The sequence below is a fragment of the Formosa sejongensis genome, assembly GCF_033447105.1.
Lineage (GTDB): Bacteria > Bacteroidota > Bacteroidia > Flavobacteriales > Flavobacteriaceae > Formosa.
The window spans coordinates 61516-78663 of the sequence record NZ_JAWQUN010000017.1 but is presented as its reverse complement, the minus strand read 5'-3'; the positions used below and the strand labels follow the sequence as shown (position 1 = coordinate 78663).

The 17148-nt window shown below is 33.0% G+C and carries 16 protein-coding genes; 12 read left to right on the top strand and 4 right to left on the bottom strand.

The genetic code is table 11. The features are described 5' to 3' along the window. Positions 1-30 precede the first annotated feature (30 nt). From R6X41_RS14740 to R6X41_RS14685, 12 genes are all read left to right on the top strand, one after another. Positions 31-1956 carry a PBP1 and LysM peptidoglycan-binding domain-containing protein gene (locus R6X41_RS14740; protein WP_318501110.1) on the top strand — a complete coding sequence of 642 codons (1926 nt, stop codon included), beginning with the start codon at positions 31-33 and terminating at the stop codon, positions 1954-1956. Positions 1957-1960: 4 nt separating this feature from the next. Beyond that, positions 1961-2362, top strand: a complete 402-nt coding sequence (locus R6X41_RS14735) for an OsmC family protein (protein WP_318501109.1) — start codon at positions 1961-1963, stop codon at positions 2360-2362. Between the two features lie 63 nt (positions 2363-2425). Continuing rightward, on the top strand, positions 2426-2668 hold the full coding sequence (locus R6X41_RS14730) for a DUF3820 family protein (protein WP_318501108.1): 243 nt from the start codon (positions 2426-2428) through the stop codon (positions 2666-2668). A gap of 301 nt (positions 2669-2969) precedes the next feature. After that, a complete protein-coding gene (pyrG, locus tag R6X41_RS14725) occupies positions 2970-4583 on the top strand; it encodes a CTP synthase (protein ID WP_318501107.1) in 1614 nt (537 codons plus the stop codon). Positions 4584-4696: 113 nt separating this feature from the next. After that, the gene (yidC, locus tag R6X41_RS14720) at positions 4697-6589 is read left to right on the top strand and encodes a membrane protein insertase YidC (RefSeq protein WP_318501106.1); all 1893 of its coding nucleotides are present in this window, start codon (positions 4697-4699) and stop codon (positions 6587-6589) included. Between the two features lie 58 nt (positions 6590-6647). Next, the gene (locus tag R6X41_RS14715) at positions 6648-7346 is read left to right on the top strand and encodes a toxin-antitoxin system YwqK family antitoxin (protein ID WP_318501105.1); all 699 of its coding nucleotides are present in this window, start codon (positions 6648-6650) and stop codon (positions 7344-7346) included. 90 nt (positions 7347-7436) lie between these two features. After that, positions 7437-8624: a tRNA 2-thiouridine(34) synthase MnmA gene (mnmA, locus tag R6X41_RS14710; RefSeq protein ID WP_318501104.1), complete on the top strand. Its 1188-nt coding sequence runs from the start codon at positions 7437-7439 to the stop codon at positions 8622-8624. 23 nt (positions 8625-8647) lie between these two features. Beyond that, positions 8648-10261, top strand: coding sequence for a S8 family serine peptidase (locus R6X41_RS14705; RefSeq protein ID WP_318501103.1), 1614 nt, complete (start codon positions 8648-8650; stop codon positions 10259-10261). Continuing rightward, positions 10251-11192, top strand: a complete 942-nt coding sequence (locus R6X41_RS14700; protein ID WP_318501102.1) for an NAD(P)H-dependent flavin oxidoreductase — start codon at positions 10251-10253, stop codon at positions 11190-11192. Before R6X41_RS14705 ends, R6X41_RS14700 begins: the two co-directional genes overlap by 11 nt. 66 nt (positions 11193-11258) lie before the next feature. Then, positions 11259-12632: an MATE family efflux transporter gene (locus R6X41_RS14695; RefSeq protein WP_318501101.1), complete on the top strand. Its 1374-nt coding sequence runs from the start codon at positions 11259-11261 to the stop codon at positions 12630-12632. Positions 12633-12642: 10 nt separating this feature from the next. Beyond that, positions 12643-12870 carry a DUF8828 family protein gene (locus R6X41_RS14690; protein WP_318501100.1) on the top strand — a complete coding sequence of 76 codons (228 nt, stop codon included), beginning with the start codon at positions 12643-12645 and terminating at the stop codon, positions 12868-12870. Positions 12871-12875: 5 nt separating this feature from the next. Beyond that, a complete protein-coding gene (locus tag R6X41_RS14685; RefSeq protein WP_318501099.1) occupies positions 12876-13451 on the top strand; it encodes a phosphatase PAP2 family protein in 576 nt (191 codons plus the stop codon). Here R6X41_RS14685 and R6X41_RS14680 read toward each other — a convergent pair. The 4 genes from R6X41_RS14680 to R6X41_RS14665 form a co-directional block, all read right to left on the bottom strand. Further along, positions 13441-15072, bottom strand: a complete 1632-nt coding sequence (locus R6X41_RS14680) for an ArnT family glycosyltransferase (protein ID WP_318501098.1) — start codon at positions 15070-15072, stop codon at positions 13441-13443. The two genes, R6X41_RS14685 and R6X41_RS14680, sit on opposite strands and share 11 nt — an antisense overlap. After that, entirely contained in the window at positions 15065-15688 is a 624-nt protein-coding gene (locus tag R6X41_RS14675) for a lipid-A-disaccharide synthase N-terminal domain-containing protein (RefSeq protein WP_318501097.1), read from the bottom strand. The genes R6X41_RS14680 and R6X41_RS14675 overlap by 8 nt, the downstream gene beginning before the upstream one ends. Continuing rightward, positions 15688-16401: a glycosyltransferase gene (locus R6X41_RS14670; RefSeq protein WP_318501096.1), complete on the bottom strand. Its 714-nt coding sequence runs from the start codon at positions 16399-16401 to the stop codon at positions 15688-15690. Before R6X41_RS14670 ends, R6X41_RS14675 begins: the two co-directional genes overlap by 1 nt. A 95-nt stretch (positions 16402-16496) precedes the next feature. After that, positions 16497-17051 carry a DUF2911 domain-containing protein gene (locus tag R6X41_RS14665; RefSeq protein ID WP_318501095.1) on the bottom strand — a complete coding sequence of 185 codons (555 nt, stop codon included), beginning with the start codon at positions 17049-17051 and terminating at the stop codon, positions 16497-16499. Between the last annotated feature and the right edge of the window lie 97 nt (positions 17052-17148).

Below are 17148 nucleotides of genomic sequence, written 5' to 3'. Positions count from 1 at the left end.
AATAATTTTTTTCGAATTAAACCATATTGAATGAAAAAGTTTTTAGTCGTTTTTGTAATGCTTTTAATGGTGACTAGCCATGTGTTTGCTCAAAATTATAAGACACATAAAGTAACACAAAATGAGAAAATAGAGGATATTGCCAAAGTATATATGGTAACTGTTAACGATATATATGCATTAAATCCTGATGCTAAAAATGGATTGAGACCCAATATGGTTTTAATTATTCCAAAAACCCAAGTTCAAGCAGAATTGTCTACGGTTAAGGAAATTACAAGTTATAAGCAAATTCGTATAAAGCGTAAAGAAACACTTTATAGCATTGCAAAGGAATATAAAGTTACTGAGGATGAAATTAAAAAGGCGAACACTTTTTTATATTCAGAACCCTTAAGAAAAGGCACAAAAGTTAGAATTCCAATCTTTACAACTAAACAGGTTTTAGAAGAAGTGGCTACAGTTGTCGATTTAACAAAGCCTTACGTGGTATTGCCTAAAGAAGGCAAATGGCGTGTGGCTTATAAGTTTGGAATTACTATTGAAGATTTAGAAGCTTTAAATCCAGATATGGCCGAAGTTTTAAAAGTAGGAGATACAATTAGAGTACCAAATATTCCAGATACGAATGAAAAGGTTGTCGAAGAAAAATACGATTATTACGAAGTACAACCTAAAGAAGGTTTTTACCGCTTAAAGGTAAAATTAGGATTAGAGAAATCTGAACTTGAAGCCTTGAATCCGCAATTAGTAGGATCCGAATTAAAGGTTGGGATGGTGCTTAAAGTGCCTAAAAAAGTAGATGATGATGTGACAGGAATGATTTCAGATAATACTTTAGTTGCTTCCGATTTAGAGAAAAGAAAATTTAATTCAGGTACAAAACACATCGCCGTTTTATTGCCATTTAATCTGAATAAAGTGTCTTTCGATTCTATTCAGGGTACAATGAATCAAATTCGAAAAGATAGCTATTTAAATTTCTCTTTAGAATTTCAATCCGGTGTATTAATTGCCTTAGATTCACTAAAGAAATTAGGCGTTTCTGCAAAAGTTGATGTGTACGATACCGAAAATAAAACGAGTACGATTAGCAATTTAATTCGCGATCATAATTTTGAAGAATTAGATGCTATTATTGGCCCGTTAACCCAGTCTAGTGTGGAATATGCTGCAGACAAATTAAGTATTTATAATGTGCCTGTTGTGTCTCCAATAACTAAAACAGTTAAATTATCGAACAATACATTTCAATCTCGACCTGCTGAAGGCTTATTGAAAAATAAAATTTTAAATTATTTTAAAGCACGTGATAGTTTAACTAATACTATTTTAATTTTCGACTCTAAAAGTGAATTAAAAAGTGGTGATTTAAAATCGGCTTTTGTTGGAGCATCTGTAGTGAGGTCTCGAAAAGATAAAAACGGTAAGGAGGGATTTTATATTCAGGTTTCAGACATTTCTAAATATCTAAAACCAGGTAAAAATGTTGTGTTTTTAGAAACAGAAATCGCCGGTTATGCTTCTAATGTTACAGGTATTTTAAATTCATTAAACACAGAAAATATTCAAATTGTGTTGGCAACAACAGAAATGAATGATGCTTTCGAGAGTAGCGAAGTTTCTAATCAGCATTTGTCTAATTTACATTTTCACTATGCATCCATTTCAAAATCTTTTGATGATGATTTAGATAACGGATTTGTAAAAACATATACCGAAATTTATGGTTTAACACCTAATAAAATTGCCGTAAGAGGTTTTGATGTTACTATGGATGTTGTGCTTAGATTGATGACTTCAACAAACTTATACGATTCTGTAAGTGATGCTCCTTTAACCGAATATGTTGAAAATAAATTTGCATACAAAAAGACACCTTTTGGTGGGTATTATAACGATGCCGTGTATTTATTGAAATACGATGATTTAAAAATTGTTGAAGTAAAAGATTAAAATTATGACTTCTAAAGTAACATATCTAGGTGGTTTACATACCGAAAACTTACATATCCAATCTGGAAATACATTTGTAACAGATGCTCCTGTTGATAATAATGGTAAAGGAGAAGCCTTTTCTCCAACAGATACTGTTGCGACAGGATTAGCGAATTGTATGATGACTGTAATGGGAATTAAAGCAAGCGGTTTAAATGTAAATATGGAAGGAACTACTGCAGAAGTAACCAAAACGATGTCTATAGACCCAAGAAGGATTTCTAAAATAGAAGTTGTCTTTCATTTTCCATTTCAAGCAGATGATAAAACGCGTAAAATTTTAGAGCATACAGCAAATACGTGTCCTGTACATTTTAGTCTTCATCCAGATATTGAAAAAGTTATTACTTTCAATTGGAAGTAAATTAAAGACGCTGTAATTCTTATTACAACTTACAGTTTAGCAATATCAAAAAACACATGTATTATGGATCAGCTTAATCGAGATATTTTAATTGAGTTGGCACATACCAAAATGCCATACGGGAAATATAAAGATCGATTTTTAATAGATTTACCCGAGTTTTATGTGGTTTGGTATAATAATAAAGGTTTTCCTAAAGGAAAAATAGGAGATCAGTTGCGAATGGTTTACGAATTAAAATTGAACGGATTAGAAGATCTTATTCGGAATATCAAGCAAAAATATCCGAATCCTAAAACGAATTAATTTATTTTTAATTATTCTAAACGTATAAGATATCTCTCTTTATAAATCGATTTTTAATCAATCTATAAATAACTAGAGAAATGTAACCATTAGCTTTCTTATTTTGTTGAAAACTTTAGATTTAAAAAAGCATAATTTTTATATATCACAAATAATATGCTTATATATAATAGATTAGAGTTGTTTTAGGTGAGTGTAATGAGATTATTAAAGTGTTCATGTTTTAATCGGAATTAAAATAGATAACCGTACTTAATTGTCAATTGTTCTTTGTAAATTTGCCTGCGTTTAAAAGCGCATCATGACAACTACAACAAAGTATATTTTCGTAACCGGCGGTGTTACATCTTCATTAGGAAAAGGAATTATTGCCGCATCATTGGCAAAATTACTGCAATCTCAAGGTTACAGAGTAACAATTCAAAAATTAGACCCTTATATTAATGTAGACCCAGGTACATTGAATCCTTACGAACATGGTGAATGTTATGTTACGGATGATGGTGCAGAAACAGATTTGGATTTAGGTCATTACGAGCGTTTTTTAAACACGCCTACAAGTCAAGCAAACAATGTTACTACAGGTAAAATTTACCAAAGCGTTATTGAAAAAGAACGTCGTGGTGAATTTCTAGGGAAAACGGTTCAAGTTATTCCTCATATTACAGACGAAATTAAAGAACGTATTCAGATTTTAGGAAAGTCAGGTAATTACGATATCGTAATTACTGAGATTGGAGGAACTGTAGGAGATATTGAGTCGTTACCATATATTGAGGCGGTTAGACAATTGCGTTGGGATTTAGGTGAAGATAATGGTCTTGTGATCCATTTAACTTTAGTACCCTATTTATCTGCAGCTGGAGAATTAAAAACAAAACCGACACAGCACAGTGTAAAAACCTTAATGGAAAGTGGTGTGCAAGCAGATATTTTAGTTTGTAGAACAGAGCATAATTTACCAAAAGATTTACGTAAAAAATTAGCATTGTTTTGTAATGTACGTGAAGAAGCCGTTATTCAATCTATCGATGCTTCAACCATTTACGATGTTCCAAATTTAATGTTGGAAGAAGGTTTAGATAAAGTAGTCCTTAAAAAACTAAATTTAAATAGTAGTGTTCCTGATTTAACGAGATGGAATGAGTTTTTAAAACGTCATAAAAATCCAACTTCAGAAATTACCATTGGTTTAATTGGTAAATATGTAGAATTACAAGATTCTTACAAATCAATTTTAGAAGCTTTTATTCATGCAGGTGCAGAAAACGAAGTAAAGGTTAATGTAGAACCAATCCATTCAGAATATATAAATGCCGATAATGCCAAACTAAAATTAGCACATTTAAATGGTGTTTTAGTTGCTCCAGGTTTTGGAGAGCGTGGTATTGAAGGGAAAATAGATGCTGTACGTTATGTAAGAGAAAACAATATTCCGTTTTTAGGAATTTGTTTAGGAATGCAAATGGCCGTTATTGAATATTCTAGAAATGTATTAGGTATAGCAGATGCAAATTCTACCGAAATGGATTCTAAAACTTCAAATCCAGTAATTAGTATTATGGAGGAGCAAAAGAATGTTACAGACATGGGAGGAACGATGCGTTTAGGCTCTTGGGAATGTTCTTTAACAGACGATAGTATTGCTAAAAAAGTTTATGGGTCGGAAATTATTGAAGAGCGCCACAGACACCGTTATGAATTTAATAGTGATTATAGAAAGCAAATTGAGGCAGCAGGAATGATTGCCACTGGAGTAAACCCAAAAACAAATTTAGTCGAGATTGTAGAAGTACCATCTCACCCTTGGTTTGTTGGTGTACAATATCATCCAGAATATAAGAGTACCGTGGCAAATCCACATCCTTTATTTATAGCGTTTGTAAAAGCGGCTTTAGAAAACAAGAAAAAATAAGTGCCACATTGTCAAAAATTAAAAAGTGGTCACCTTTTTGAGTACTATACTCACACTAAGAAATTTTTCGATTTAAACCGAATTATTTCAATTTATACTTAGAATATAATTAAATGGAAGAAAAGAAATTAGACCTTAATTCGGTCGTAGGATTTATCCTAATCTTTGGAATTTTAATGTTTATGCTTTGGCAAAATCAGCCAACTCCAGAAGAGGAAGCAGCTCAGGAGAAAGCCAAACAAGAACAAGTTGAAGCTGAGAAATTAGAAGAAAAACAACAAGAAACATTAGAAATTTCAACTGAAGATTTTTCAGTAACAGCAGCTACAGATTCTGTACAATTAGCTGGACTTAAAAATAAATTAGGAGCTTTTGCGTATTCTTCAACGTTACCTTCAGCATCAAATACCGAAACTGAAGTTAAAACCGAATTATTTGATTTAAAATTCAGTAATAAAGGTGGATATCTTTCAGAACTTCGTCTTAGAAAATTCGATAATTACGATTCTCTTCCAGTATACCTTATTAAAGATAAAAACATTGCTTTCAACATTAGTTTTGGAACAACAGATAGCCGAGTTTTAAATACTCAGGATTTATATTTTGAACCAACAATAACTAAAAATGGTGATAACACCGTAGTTTCTATGAAACTTAAAGTGTCCGAATCTAAGTTTTTAGAATACCGTTATGAGTTGAAACCAGATAATTATATGGTAGATTTTACTATCAGATCTCAAGGTTTAGGCGATATAATTAATAGCTCTCAAGCTGTTGATTTAAATTGGAAACAAAAAATGTATCGTGGTGATAAAAGTGTGGAATACGAAAATCGTTATACACGTTTAACTTACCAACACGACGATGGAAAAGTTGGAAAGTTAAGTCCAACAGGAGAAGATGACGAAATAGAAGAAGATGTCACTTGGTTATCTTACAGGCAACATTTCTTCAGTTCTATTTTAGTTACAGAAAAGCCTTTTAAAACTGTAGATTTCTTTTCTGAAGATTTAGTAGAAAAAGGGGATGACGATGCGGTATTTACAAAATTATTCACATCTAAAATACCATTAGAATTACAAAGTGGAGAAATTAATGAGCCTTTAAAGCTTTATTTCGGACCTACAGATATTAACGTTCTTAAGCATTACGCTTATAGTTTAGACGATAGTATCCCTTATGGTTGGGGTATTTTTGGTTGGATTAACCGTTATGTATTCGTACCTGTATTTGCCTTTTTAAGTGGCATGTTACCTTACGGAATCGCCATTATAGTAATGACTATTTTAGTTAGAATTGTAATGTCTCCAGTAACATACAAATCGTATTTATCTCAGGCAAAAATGAAAATACTTAAACCAGAGATTAACGAAATAAACGATAAGTTTAAGGATAATGCCATGAAAAAGCAACAAGCTACAATGGCCTTATACAGCAAAGCAGGTGCAAGCCCTATGGCAGGGTGTTTACCTGGATTATTACAAATTCCAGTATTCTATGCTTTGTTTCAGTTCTTTCCTTCGGCATTCGATTTAAGACACAAAAGTTTCCTTTGGGCAGACGATTTATCATCTTATGATACCATTGCAGAATTACCGTTTAAGATTCCTTTTTATGGAGATCATATTAGTTTATTCCCAATATTAGCATCTGTAGCCATTTTCTTTTATATGAAAATGACAACAGGACAACAAGTGGCATCTCAACCAACGCAAGAAGGTATGCCTGATATGGGAAAAATGATGAAGTATATGATTTATTTCTCTCCTATAATGATGTTAGTATTCTTTAACAATTACGCATCAGGTTTGAGTTTGTATTATTTTGTATCTAACTTAATTACTATTGGTATTATGTTAGTAATTAAAAACTTCATTATTGATGAAGATAAAATTCACGCAAAAATTCAAGAGAATAAGAAGAAGCCCAAAAAGGAGAATCGTTTTCAGAAGAAAATGAAGGACATGATGGAGCAGGCAGAACAGCAAAAACAACTTAAAAAATAATTTAAAGCTGCCTTAATTGGCAGCTTTTTTGTTACTTGTGATTTTTAAGAACGTTATTATGAAAAAATTATTATCTCTTTTAATATTGTGTATTGTAAGTACTGCAATGGCACAAAGCATAAATCAGTTAGACGCTAACGGAAAACGAGAAGGTGTTTGGAAAAAGAATTTCGATAACACAAATATCATAAGGTACGAGGGCCAGTTTTCTCATGGGAAGGAAATAGGGACTTTTAAGTTTTATAAGAAGACAGGAAATACTTCAACCTTATCTGCCGTTAAAGAATTTAATCCAAATAATGATATAGCTAAAGTTGAGTTCTTAACATCTACTAAAAAAGTGATTAGTAAAGGTGAAATGAATGGCAAATTATATATCGGAGAATGGAAATACTACCATAAAAATTCAGATAAAATCATGATTATCGAAACCTTTAACGATAATGGTAAATTAGAAGGTGAGCGTTTGGTGTATTATGATAATGGAAAAATTGCAGAACGTGCTTTTTATAAAAATGGTTTGCTTGAAGGTAAGTCGACTTGGTACTCGGAAAAAGAAATTGTTTTAAAAGAGTTTAATTATAAAAACAATCTTTTGCAAGGGATGTCTAAATATTACGACCTAGATGGGAATTTACTTGCAGAAGGTGCTTATAAACACGACAAGAAAGTTGGGACTTGGAACTATTATAAAGATGGAGAATTAGACGATACTAAGGATTTTACAAACTATAGTAAAAATCCAGCGAAACAATAAAATATTTATAAAATCCCCTGATTAGGACTATCCTAATTCGGGAGGTTTTCTTTCCTAAATGCATACTTTTGCATGATTAAACTATAAAAAATGAAACGAGTAATTGTTGGACTTTCGGGTGGTGTAGATTCTAGCGTTGCAGCATATGTATTACAGCAACAAGGCTATGAGGTTATCGGGCTTTTTATGAAAAATTGGCACGACGACTCTGTAACTATTTCAGATGAATGTCCTTGGCTTGAAGATAGTAATGATGCTATGTTGGTTGCCGAAAAACTAGGTATTCCTTTTCAAACAGTCGATTTAAGTGAGCAATATAAAGAGCGTATTGTAGATTATATGTTTAAAGAATACGAAAACGGACGTACTCCTAATCCAGATGTGCTTTGTAATCGTGAGATTAAGTTTGATGTGTTTATGAAAATCGCGTTAGAACTAGGAGCAGATTATGTGGCTACCGGACATTATTGTAGAAAAGGCATTATAAATGAAGGCGAAAATGAAATCTATCAGCTTTTGGCTGGTGCAGATGGTAATAAAGATCAATCGTATTTTTTATGTCAATTATCGCAAAATCAATTAGCGAAAGCTTTATTTCCAATTGGTGAATTAACTAAACCTGAAGTCCGTAAAATTGCTACAGAATTAGATTTAGTAACAGCCGATAAAAAAGATTCTCAAGGTTTATGTTTTATTGGGAAAGTACGTTTGCCAGAGTTTCTTCAGCAACAATTAAAACCAAAAGAAGGTGTAATTGTTGAAATAGATAGAAATAGTGAATTGTATCAAAATATACCAACAGAATTTGATTCGAAATTGGACGAACTCGAATATTTAACTACCAAAAAAATATATGCAGTATCCCACGGAAAAATAGTAGGGAAACATCAAGGTGCGCATTATTTTACTAAAGGTCAGCGTAAAGGTCTTGGAGTTGGTGGGACTATAGAACCCTTATTTGTTATCGATACAGATGTAAACGAAAATGTAATTTACACCGGACAAAGTCATGCACATCCTGGATTATTTAAATCTGCACTTTTTGTTACAAACGAAGAAGAGCATTGGATTCGTGAAGATATGGAATTGCAACCAGGCCAAACTATGGATTTTTTGGCAAGAATTCGTTACAGACAACCGTTACAAAAAGCGACATTACACAAAGTTGAAAGTGGTTTATATGTTGAATTTGAAGCTCCACAATCAGCAATTACAGAAGGACAATTTGTTGCTTGGTACTTGGAAGATGAATTAGTAGGTTCAGGAGTTATTTCTTAACTTGTAGAGGTAAACAAATACATATGACCTCAAAATTACTTTTCTTATTTATTATAGGTTTTCAGCTTCAAGTTTTTGGCCAACAAGATGCATGGGTATATTTTTCAGATAAGGAAAATGTAGCGACTTCAATAGCAAATCCCACAACAATTTTAAGTCAGAAAGCAATAGACAGAAAACAACGTTACGGTGTGTTAATCGATGAACGAGATGTACCCGTAAACGAAAGTTACATTACTCAATTAAAATCGCAGGAAGGTATTCTGGTTTTTGCAAAATCGAAATGGTTTAACGCCGTTCATGTTAGAGGTACCGAAATATCAATAAGTGCTTTACTAGATTTTTCATTTGTTTCTGAAATTATTTTTGCAGATAAAAACATAACAACGACTAGTAAAAGTGTAAGGCAAGACTCGTTTTCTGAAGTCGCATCAAAATCAGATTTTGTGTATGGAAGAACATCAAATCAAGTTGAAATGATTCAAGCCAACAGTTTGCATGATAGTGATTTTACAGGAACAGGAATGACAATTGCCGTTTTAGATGGAGGTTTTCCTAATGTAAATACCATTGGTGCGTTTCAAAATTTAAGAGAAAATGGACATTTGCTTGGAAGCTATGACTTTGTATTCAGAAATACCGATGTGTATGCAGATAGTCAAGACGAGCATGGTACTTGGGTGTTAAGTACTATGGCTGGATATATCGAAAACGAATATGTTGGTACAGCTCCAGATGCGTCTTATTATTTATTTAGAACAGAGGATGGTTTAAGTGAAAATCCAGTAGAAGAAAGTTTTTGGGTAGAAGCAGCCGAACGTGCAGACAGTTTGGGTGTAGATATTATAAATTCTTCATTAGGATATAAAAACTTCGACAATCCGAATTACGATTATTCAGATGCCGATTTAGATGGGCTAACAACCTATATAACTAGAGGTGCAACAATAGCTTCTGAAAAAGGAATTTTAGTGGTTAGTTCTGCTGGAAATTCGGGAGCATTAGGTGTTGGTGCACCTGCAGATGCTGAAGCTGTTTTTTCTATAGGTGCAGTTGATGCTCTAGGTGTTTACGCTTCTTTTAGTTCGCAAGGGTCAGCGATTCAGCCGTCGCAAAAACCAGATGTTTCTGCTCAAGGTTTGGCTAGTGTTGTGGTAAGTAAAAGAAATACGATTGGTACTTTAAATGGGACATCATTTAGTTCACCCATTTTAGCAGGAGGATTGGCTTGTTTATGGCAAGCATTGCCTGATTTAACACATACTGAACTGAAGCAATTAGTACGGGAATCTTCCTCTCAGTATACAACACCAGATTATTTTTTAGGATTTGGTATTCCTAATTTAGCTACAGCATTACAACATGTAACATTAGGAATAGAAGATAATACACAAGAACTTCAGCTTGTAATGTATCCAAACCCAACAACTAATAATATTTATTTTAAAATAGCTTCAGATCTTACAGATATTAATGTTGTTGTATTCGATGTTTTAGGAAAACAGATTTTAGAAAGTACTTTAAGAAACCAACAAGCATTAGATGTTTCAGCTTTTTCAGCAGGGATCTATATGTTGAAAATTTCGACATCAGAAAAATCAATTGTAAAAAAACTTATAAAAGTCAATGCCAAATAGCATCACACAATTATTCAATATTAAATACCCCATTATTCAAGCTGGAATGATTTGGAATTCAGGTTGGCGTTTAGCATCTGCTGCTAGTAATTCAGGAATTTTAGGATTAATAGGAGCGGGTTCTATGTACCCAGAAGTATTGCGCGAGCATATTCAGAAATGTAAAAAAGCAACAGATAAGCCTTTTGGAGTAAACGTCCCGATGTTATATCCTAACATAGAGGAGATCATGAATATTATTGTTGAAGAAGGTGTGAAAATTGTATTTACTTCAGCAGGAAATCCGAAAACTTGGACGTCTTGGTTAAAGGAACGCGGTATTATAGTTGTACACGTAGTTAGTAGTGTCAAGTTTGCTTTAAAAGCACAATTAGCTGGCGTAGATGCAGTAGTAGCGGAAGGTTTTGAAGCAGGAGGACATAATGGACGAGAAGAAACAACTACGTTTACATTAATTCCGATGGTTAAGGAGCAGTTAGAAATTCCTTTAATTGCAGCAGGAGGAATTGCTACGGGAAAAGGCATGTTAGCTGCTATGGTTTTGGGGGCAGACGGCGTACAAATTGGAAGTCGTTTTGTGGCTAGCGAAGAATCTTCGGCACATGTAAGTTTTAAAGAAACGGTAATCAATACAAAAGAAGGAGACACGCAGCTGACGTTAAAAGAATTGGCTCCTGTGCGTTTAATTAAGAATACGTTTTATAACGACGTTCAAGAGTTATATAAAACAGGACCAACTACAGACGAACTTAAAGCATTATTAGGCCGAGGACGTTCTAAACGTGGCATGTTTGAAGGTGATTTAGTAGACGGTGAATTAGAGATTGGTCAAATAGCAGGATTAATTCATAAAATTCAACCTGTTTCGGAAATTGTTTCAGAAATTATTACTGAATTTGAAGCAGCTAAGAATAATATGAAGGCGCTATAAAATATTTATAAAAGGTACGTATTAGCCTATTTTAAAAATTACCTTTGCACAACAAAAAAATAAAACGTGCTTTTATCTAATTACACAAAAGAATTTAAATACAATTGGCAACTGGCAGCACCAGTTATGCTTGGTATGCTGGGTCATACATTTGTAAGTTTTGTAGACAATATTATGGTTGGGCAATTGGGTACAGCCGAACTTGCTGCGGTATCTTTAGGTAATAGTTTTATGTTTATTGCGATGTCCATCGGGATTGGATTTTCTACTGCAATTACACCTTTAGTTGCCGAAGCCGATACTGCTCAAGATTTTAAATCTGGAAAATCGGCCTTTAAACACGGTCTGTTTCTATGTACATTACTAGGGGTTTTACTCTTTTTAATACTCTATTTTGCTAAGCCTCTCATGTATTTAATGAAGCAACCTGTAGAGGTTGTAGAGTTGGCTATTCCATATTTGGATTTTGTTGCTTTTTCATTAATACCATTAGTCGTTTTTCAAGCCTATAAGCAGTTTAGCGACGGGATGTCTTTGACTAAATATGCGATGTACGCAACCATTATTGGTAACCTTGTGAATGTACTTTTAAACTATATGTTTATTTTTGGAAAGTTTGGTGCACCGGCTTATGGTATAGTTGGAGCTGCTTACGGAACATTAGCATCACGTTTTATTATGGTTGCTTTTATTTGGTGGGTATTAAAAGGAAATGAGAAAACGAGAGATTACGTTATTAATATTAAAATCTTTGTATTAGATACTTTAATGATGAAGCGCCTATTTAATATTGGGGCTCCTAGTGCCATGCAAATGCTTTTTGAAGTTGCTATATTTACGTCGGCTGTATGGTTAAGTGGTTTGCTAGGTAAAAATCCTCAGGCAGCTAATCAGATTGCCTTAAACTTGTCGTCTATGACCTTTATGGTGGCCACCGGATTAAGTGTTGCAAGTATGGTGCGTGTTGGAAATCAGAAAGGACTAAGAAACTATCAAGAATTAAGACGAATTGCTTTTTCATTATTCCTAATGGGGACAATATTCGCCATCTGTTTTGCTTTAATGTTTTTAGTATTACATACTCAATTACCAAAAATATATGTGGACTTAAGCGATGCAGCAAACTTTGCCGACAATTCTGAAGTTGTGCATATTGCATCAAATTTATTACTTGCAGCTGCTGTTTTTCAAATAAGTGACAGTATTCAAGTTGTTGTTTTAGGAGCATTACGTGGACTACAAGACGTTAAGATACCAACCATTATTACCTTTATTGCGTATTGGATTATAGGTTTTCCTATTAGTTTTTATTTCGGAAAAGAAGACCAATTAGGTAGCTTTGGAATTTGGTTAGGGCTTTTAGCAGGATTAACTTCGGCAGCAATTTTACTTTATATTAGATTCAATTATCTAACAAAACAATTAATTTTAGAAAAATAATTTTAAAGATATGGAACTCCCAAAATTTATATTAGGTGATAATACAGATTATCCAAATGCAATTTTCGTTATTCATACTGAATTTCCTCGATTTATAATCAATTTAGAAGATGATGAAGTAGAGTGGTTAGAAGATTTCGATCAAGAAGATCAACGCGAAATTGAAATGGAAACGGAAAGTTTAATCCAAAAAGCTACAGACTTTTACGATAGAGAAGTCTCTCGTTACGAAGACTAAATCCTATGTTCGATCAACTTGTAAATTATGATAAAAATGTATTTCTATATTTAAATAATTTGGGTTCCGAATCTTGGGATCCACTTTGGTTAGCCATAACGCACGAGCTTACTTTTGTGCCATTGTATGCGCTATTATTATATTTAATATATAGAAAAAGAGGATTACAATCGTTGATTGTAGCTATTCTTGTAATAGCTTTAATGATTACGTTCACAGATCAAATGACTAATTTAGTAAAGCATACCGTGCAACGCTTTAGACCGTGTAGAACCGAAGGCGTTATGGAACATATGCGTTACATCGCAGCACGCTGTGGGCGTTACGGATTCTTCTCCGGACATTCGTCTAATTCTATGGCAGCAGCCATTTTTGGAGGATTATTATTAAAACCATTTTACAAAAAAGGTGTCTATATCTTAATTGTTTGGAGCATAATTGTAGCGTATAGTCGCGTGTATGTTGGTGTGCATTATCCGTTAGATTTAGTATGTGGACTTACTTTTGGAGCACTATCAGGTTTTGGATTCTATACATTATTTTTATACATAGCAAAACGCAGAAGTCTACCTACTTTTTAGTTAAGATATAGTAATAGTTTACCAGTCTAGAATTATATTTACTTGAAGATTCGTCGGTTGTATTGATGTCGTAAGTTTCTACAAATTCCATAGTATAAAATTCACTTATCGATTGCTTTTCTGCATCAGTTAAAGCATTAGTCAGTAATCCGAAACGTGTGTCATTAGGAAATTGAAGTTGACTGTCTTCGGTATTTACTTTTGGAAGAATATCTCCATATAACCAAAGCATTTCTGGCGACACATAATTTAATCCGTAGACCTTTAAATCTTGTACTTTAGCTTCGGATTTTAAAGTTGTGATATCATAATAATTCCCAGGAACAGTTGCTTGGTATAATGGGAATGCCACAACAAATATAGAGGCAAAAAATAATACGGTTAGAAAAAATACTTGTTTGATTGCTTTCTTCTTTAAATTGATAAAAATAAAAATACCAATACTAAACAGTACAATTGAAGCGATACTGTATTGAATCCAAAATCCTTCTAAACTATCCTTCAACCCTAAATAGGCAAGAACTGGGAATAAAACGCCAATACTTGCTATTAACCCAAAGTTGAAATAAACAGGATACGTTTCTTTTTTGTCTTTTAGGTTTTTAAAACGCTGAAATAAATAATCAATATAAAAACCTGTATTTATTGCTAAAGGAATTAAAACAGGCATCAGGTATCGTGATTTTTTTTCAGGAATTATAGACAATAAAATTACAGCGAAAATGGTCCAATAAAAACTAAATTTATAAGCTTTTAAGTTGCGAACTCTCGTTTTTAAATACGGAAATAGTAAACCAATAAATGCCGGAATAGTCCAGATTCCACTCTGTGTAAAGAAACTCCAATAATAGTAAAACGGACGTATATTATAACTTCCCCAATTGCTAGTTTCCTTTTGTGTAATATGTGTAAATGTTTCCGGGTCTATTAAACGTACGTAAATAAACCACCAGCCACCAATACCAATCATTAAGATTAATACACTTAATACAGAGAACGTTTTAGGACTGAAGTTTTTAAATTTATAGGTGAATGCATAAGCCAATATAAACGGCAAGAAAAGGGCGTATAAAGACACTGGACCTTTACTTAAAAACGAGAACCCTAAACAAACTCCCGCGATAATAGTATGTTTCCAGTATTTGTTTTCTTTCTGAAAGAGTTGAAATAAATGGTAAATAGCAATTATCATAAATCCATGGGCATAAATATCCCAAGGGGCTTCAATTATAATCCCAACGGTATAAAACGATGTAATTACTATACAGGCATTTACCAAACTGTGTACATTATTCTTTAACATAGAAAAGGATAATCTGTATACAAACACTCCAATTACCATAATCATAATAACTGTTGGTAGTCTTAAAGCGTATACTTTTAATCCAAAAAGAGCAGCAGAGATTGCCGATATCCAGGTTGGTAGCGGCGGTTTTTCGTAACGTGCTTCACCATTCATGGTTGTTAATAACCAGTGATTATCTGTAATCATTTCACGAGCTGTAATAAAGTTTCTCGCTTCCATTATTGTTACTTGTAAGACGTGCAAGTTAGGAAGAAGCATCAGTGCTACCATTAAACAAATGGCTACAACGGGATGTTTTTCGATGACTTTAATCATGATATTTTTTTATTAAAACTAAGTTTCTGCTGTAAATTACAGCCCCAAGAATATGTCCGGTAAATAATACGGGGTCTTTGCGAAATACTGCATAAATTAAAATAAGTATGGAACCTGCCAAACTTAGTGCCCAAAAACCGAAAGGTAAAGTTGATTCTTTCTTTTTTTCAGAATATAACCATTGGTAAACAAAACGTAACGTAAATACAATTTGAGATACAATCCCTAAAATAAGTAACCAAGTAGGAATATCTTCGTTCTTAAATAATAACGTCATATCTATTCTGTTATTATTATAATAGTAAATTACGATAAGAATGGGAACAAAAAGTAAAAACCAGCGCATAGGTTTTGGAAATTTTTGCCATTGATTTTGAAGTTGAAGATTCCTAATGTAGATAAAATACGTTAAACTCTGGCCTAGCATAATTGCAAAATCCTGTCTTAAATACCCGTAAACAAAAAGTAAAAACGAAGCAATTAAACTCAAGGTCCAAAATAGAGTAGGTGTAATAACTTTTCGCTCTTTTTCGGACGTAATCCATTGTACGACTAATCGTGAGGAGAATAATATTTGTGCAATAAATCCTACGGTGTATATAATCCAATTACTCATTAACTACGTTTCTCAATTTCGTAGTTAATATACTTCTTTTTCATCCACATATATGCATAACAATCTACTAATGGTCCTAATAATCGGTTCCATAATCCAAATTTTGCAACTCCGGCAATTCTTGGAAAATGTTGAACAGGTACTTGAATAATTTTTCCGTTTTGAAGTAAAATCATAGCAGGTAAAAACCGATGTAATCCTTTAAACATAGGGATACGTTTGGCATAATCTGTTTTTATAACTTTTAAAGGACAACCAGTATCGTCCATACCATCATGCGTAAAACTTCTACGGATGCCGTTTGCTATTTTAGAAGACATATTCTTTACAAACGAATCTTTTCTGTTCGAGCGTACTCCTGTCACCAAGTCGTATTCTTCAATGTATTCAAGTAGAATATTAAAGTCTGAAGGTGCTGTTTGTAAATCTGAATCGATATAACCTACCAAAGGCGTATCTACATAGTCGAAACCCGCTTTTATAGCAGCGCTTAATCCGCGGTTTTCCTTAAAACTAATAAAAGCGAATTCTGGATGTCTACTGCAAATAATTTCAATAAGTTCTTGGCTTTTATCTTTAGAACCATCATTTACAAGTAGAATTTTAGTGCTTTTAGTGGCCGTTTTGGCGTATACTAAAAGCTCTTGTTCAACACGTAATAAATTATCTTCTTCATTATATACAGGAACTATAATGGTGAATTGGTAAGTCATAGATAGAAACTTGAAAGTACAAAGATATTGTTTTTTCTAGAAAAGAAATTTTTAACATTTAAAAATCTGCTGTAAACCTTAATATATAGTCGATTTTACTTTAAAGGAACCGCAACTTTTACATCGTCCCAAGCCATAGTTAAAGCTAAATTATCGGTAGAATTGTCGAAAGAAATAGTAAACTCTTCTACAGAATTATTTAATTTTTCAACAGGAACTTGTAAATCTATAACATCAAAAGCAGGGTCGCGCATCGCCTGCATTGTTTCGTCTACGCCCCATTTATATTGTTTAGTATTAAACATAATATGCCAAGTGGAATCGCTAGGAATAGTCCAAAGTGTATATTTTCCAGGAGGTAAAGAGTCTTGGCCTATTTTAAGAGCTTTATTTGTTTTAAAGGTTGTGGCTTCATTCGCACCCGTTCTCCAAACTTCATCATAAGGTACTAATCCACCAAAAATTAATCGGTCACGCTTAGATGGTCTATTGTAAAACACTTCTAGTTTTAAATCGTTTAATTTATATTCTACAGTGTCTTTCGGACTTAAAACTTTGTTGAAAGCTCCTTTTTCAAAATATGCATATAAAAAAATACCAATGGCTACAAATAATAGTAGAACCATTACCCATTTCAAAAATCTGTTCATAAAAAAATTATTATTTAAGGGATAAAGATACTTTAAAAGAAAGTCAACTTAAAGGGAGGTAAGTTTAATTAATTCAATTTTAACAAGCTTTCAAAAA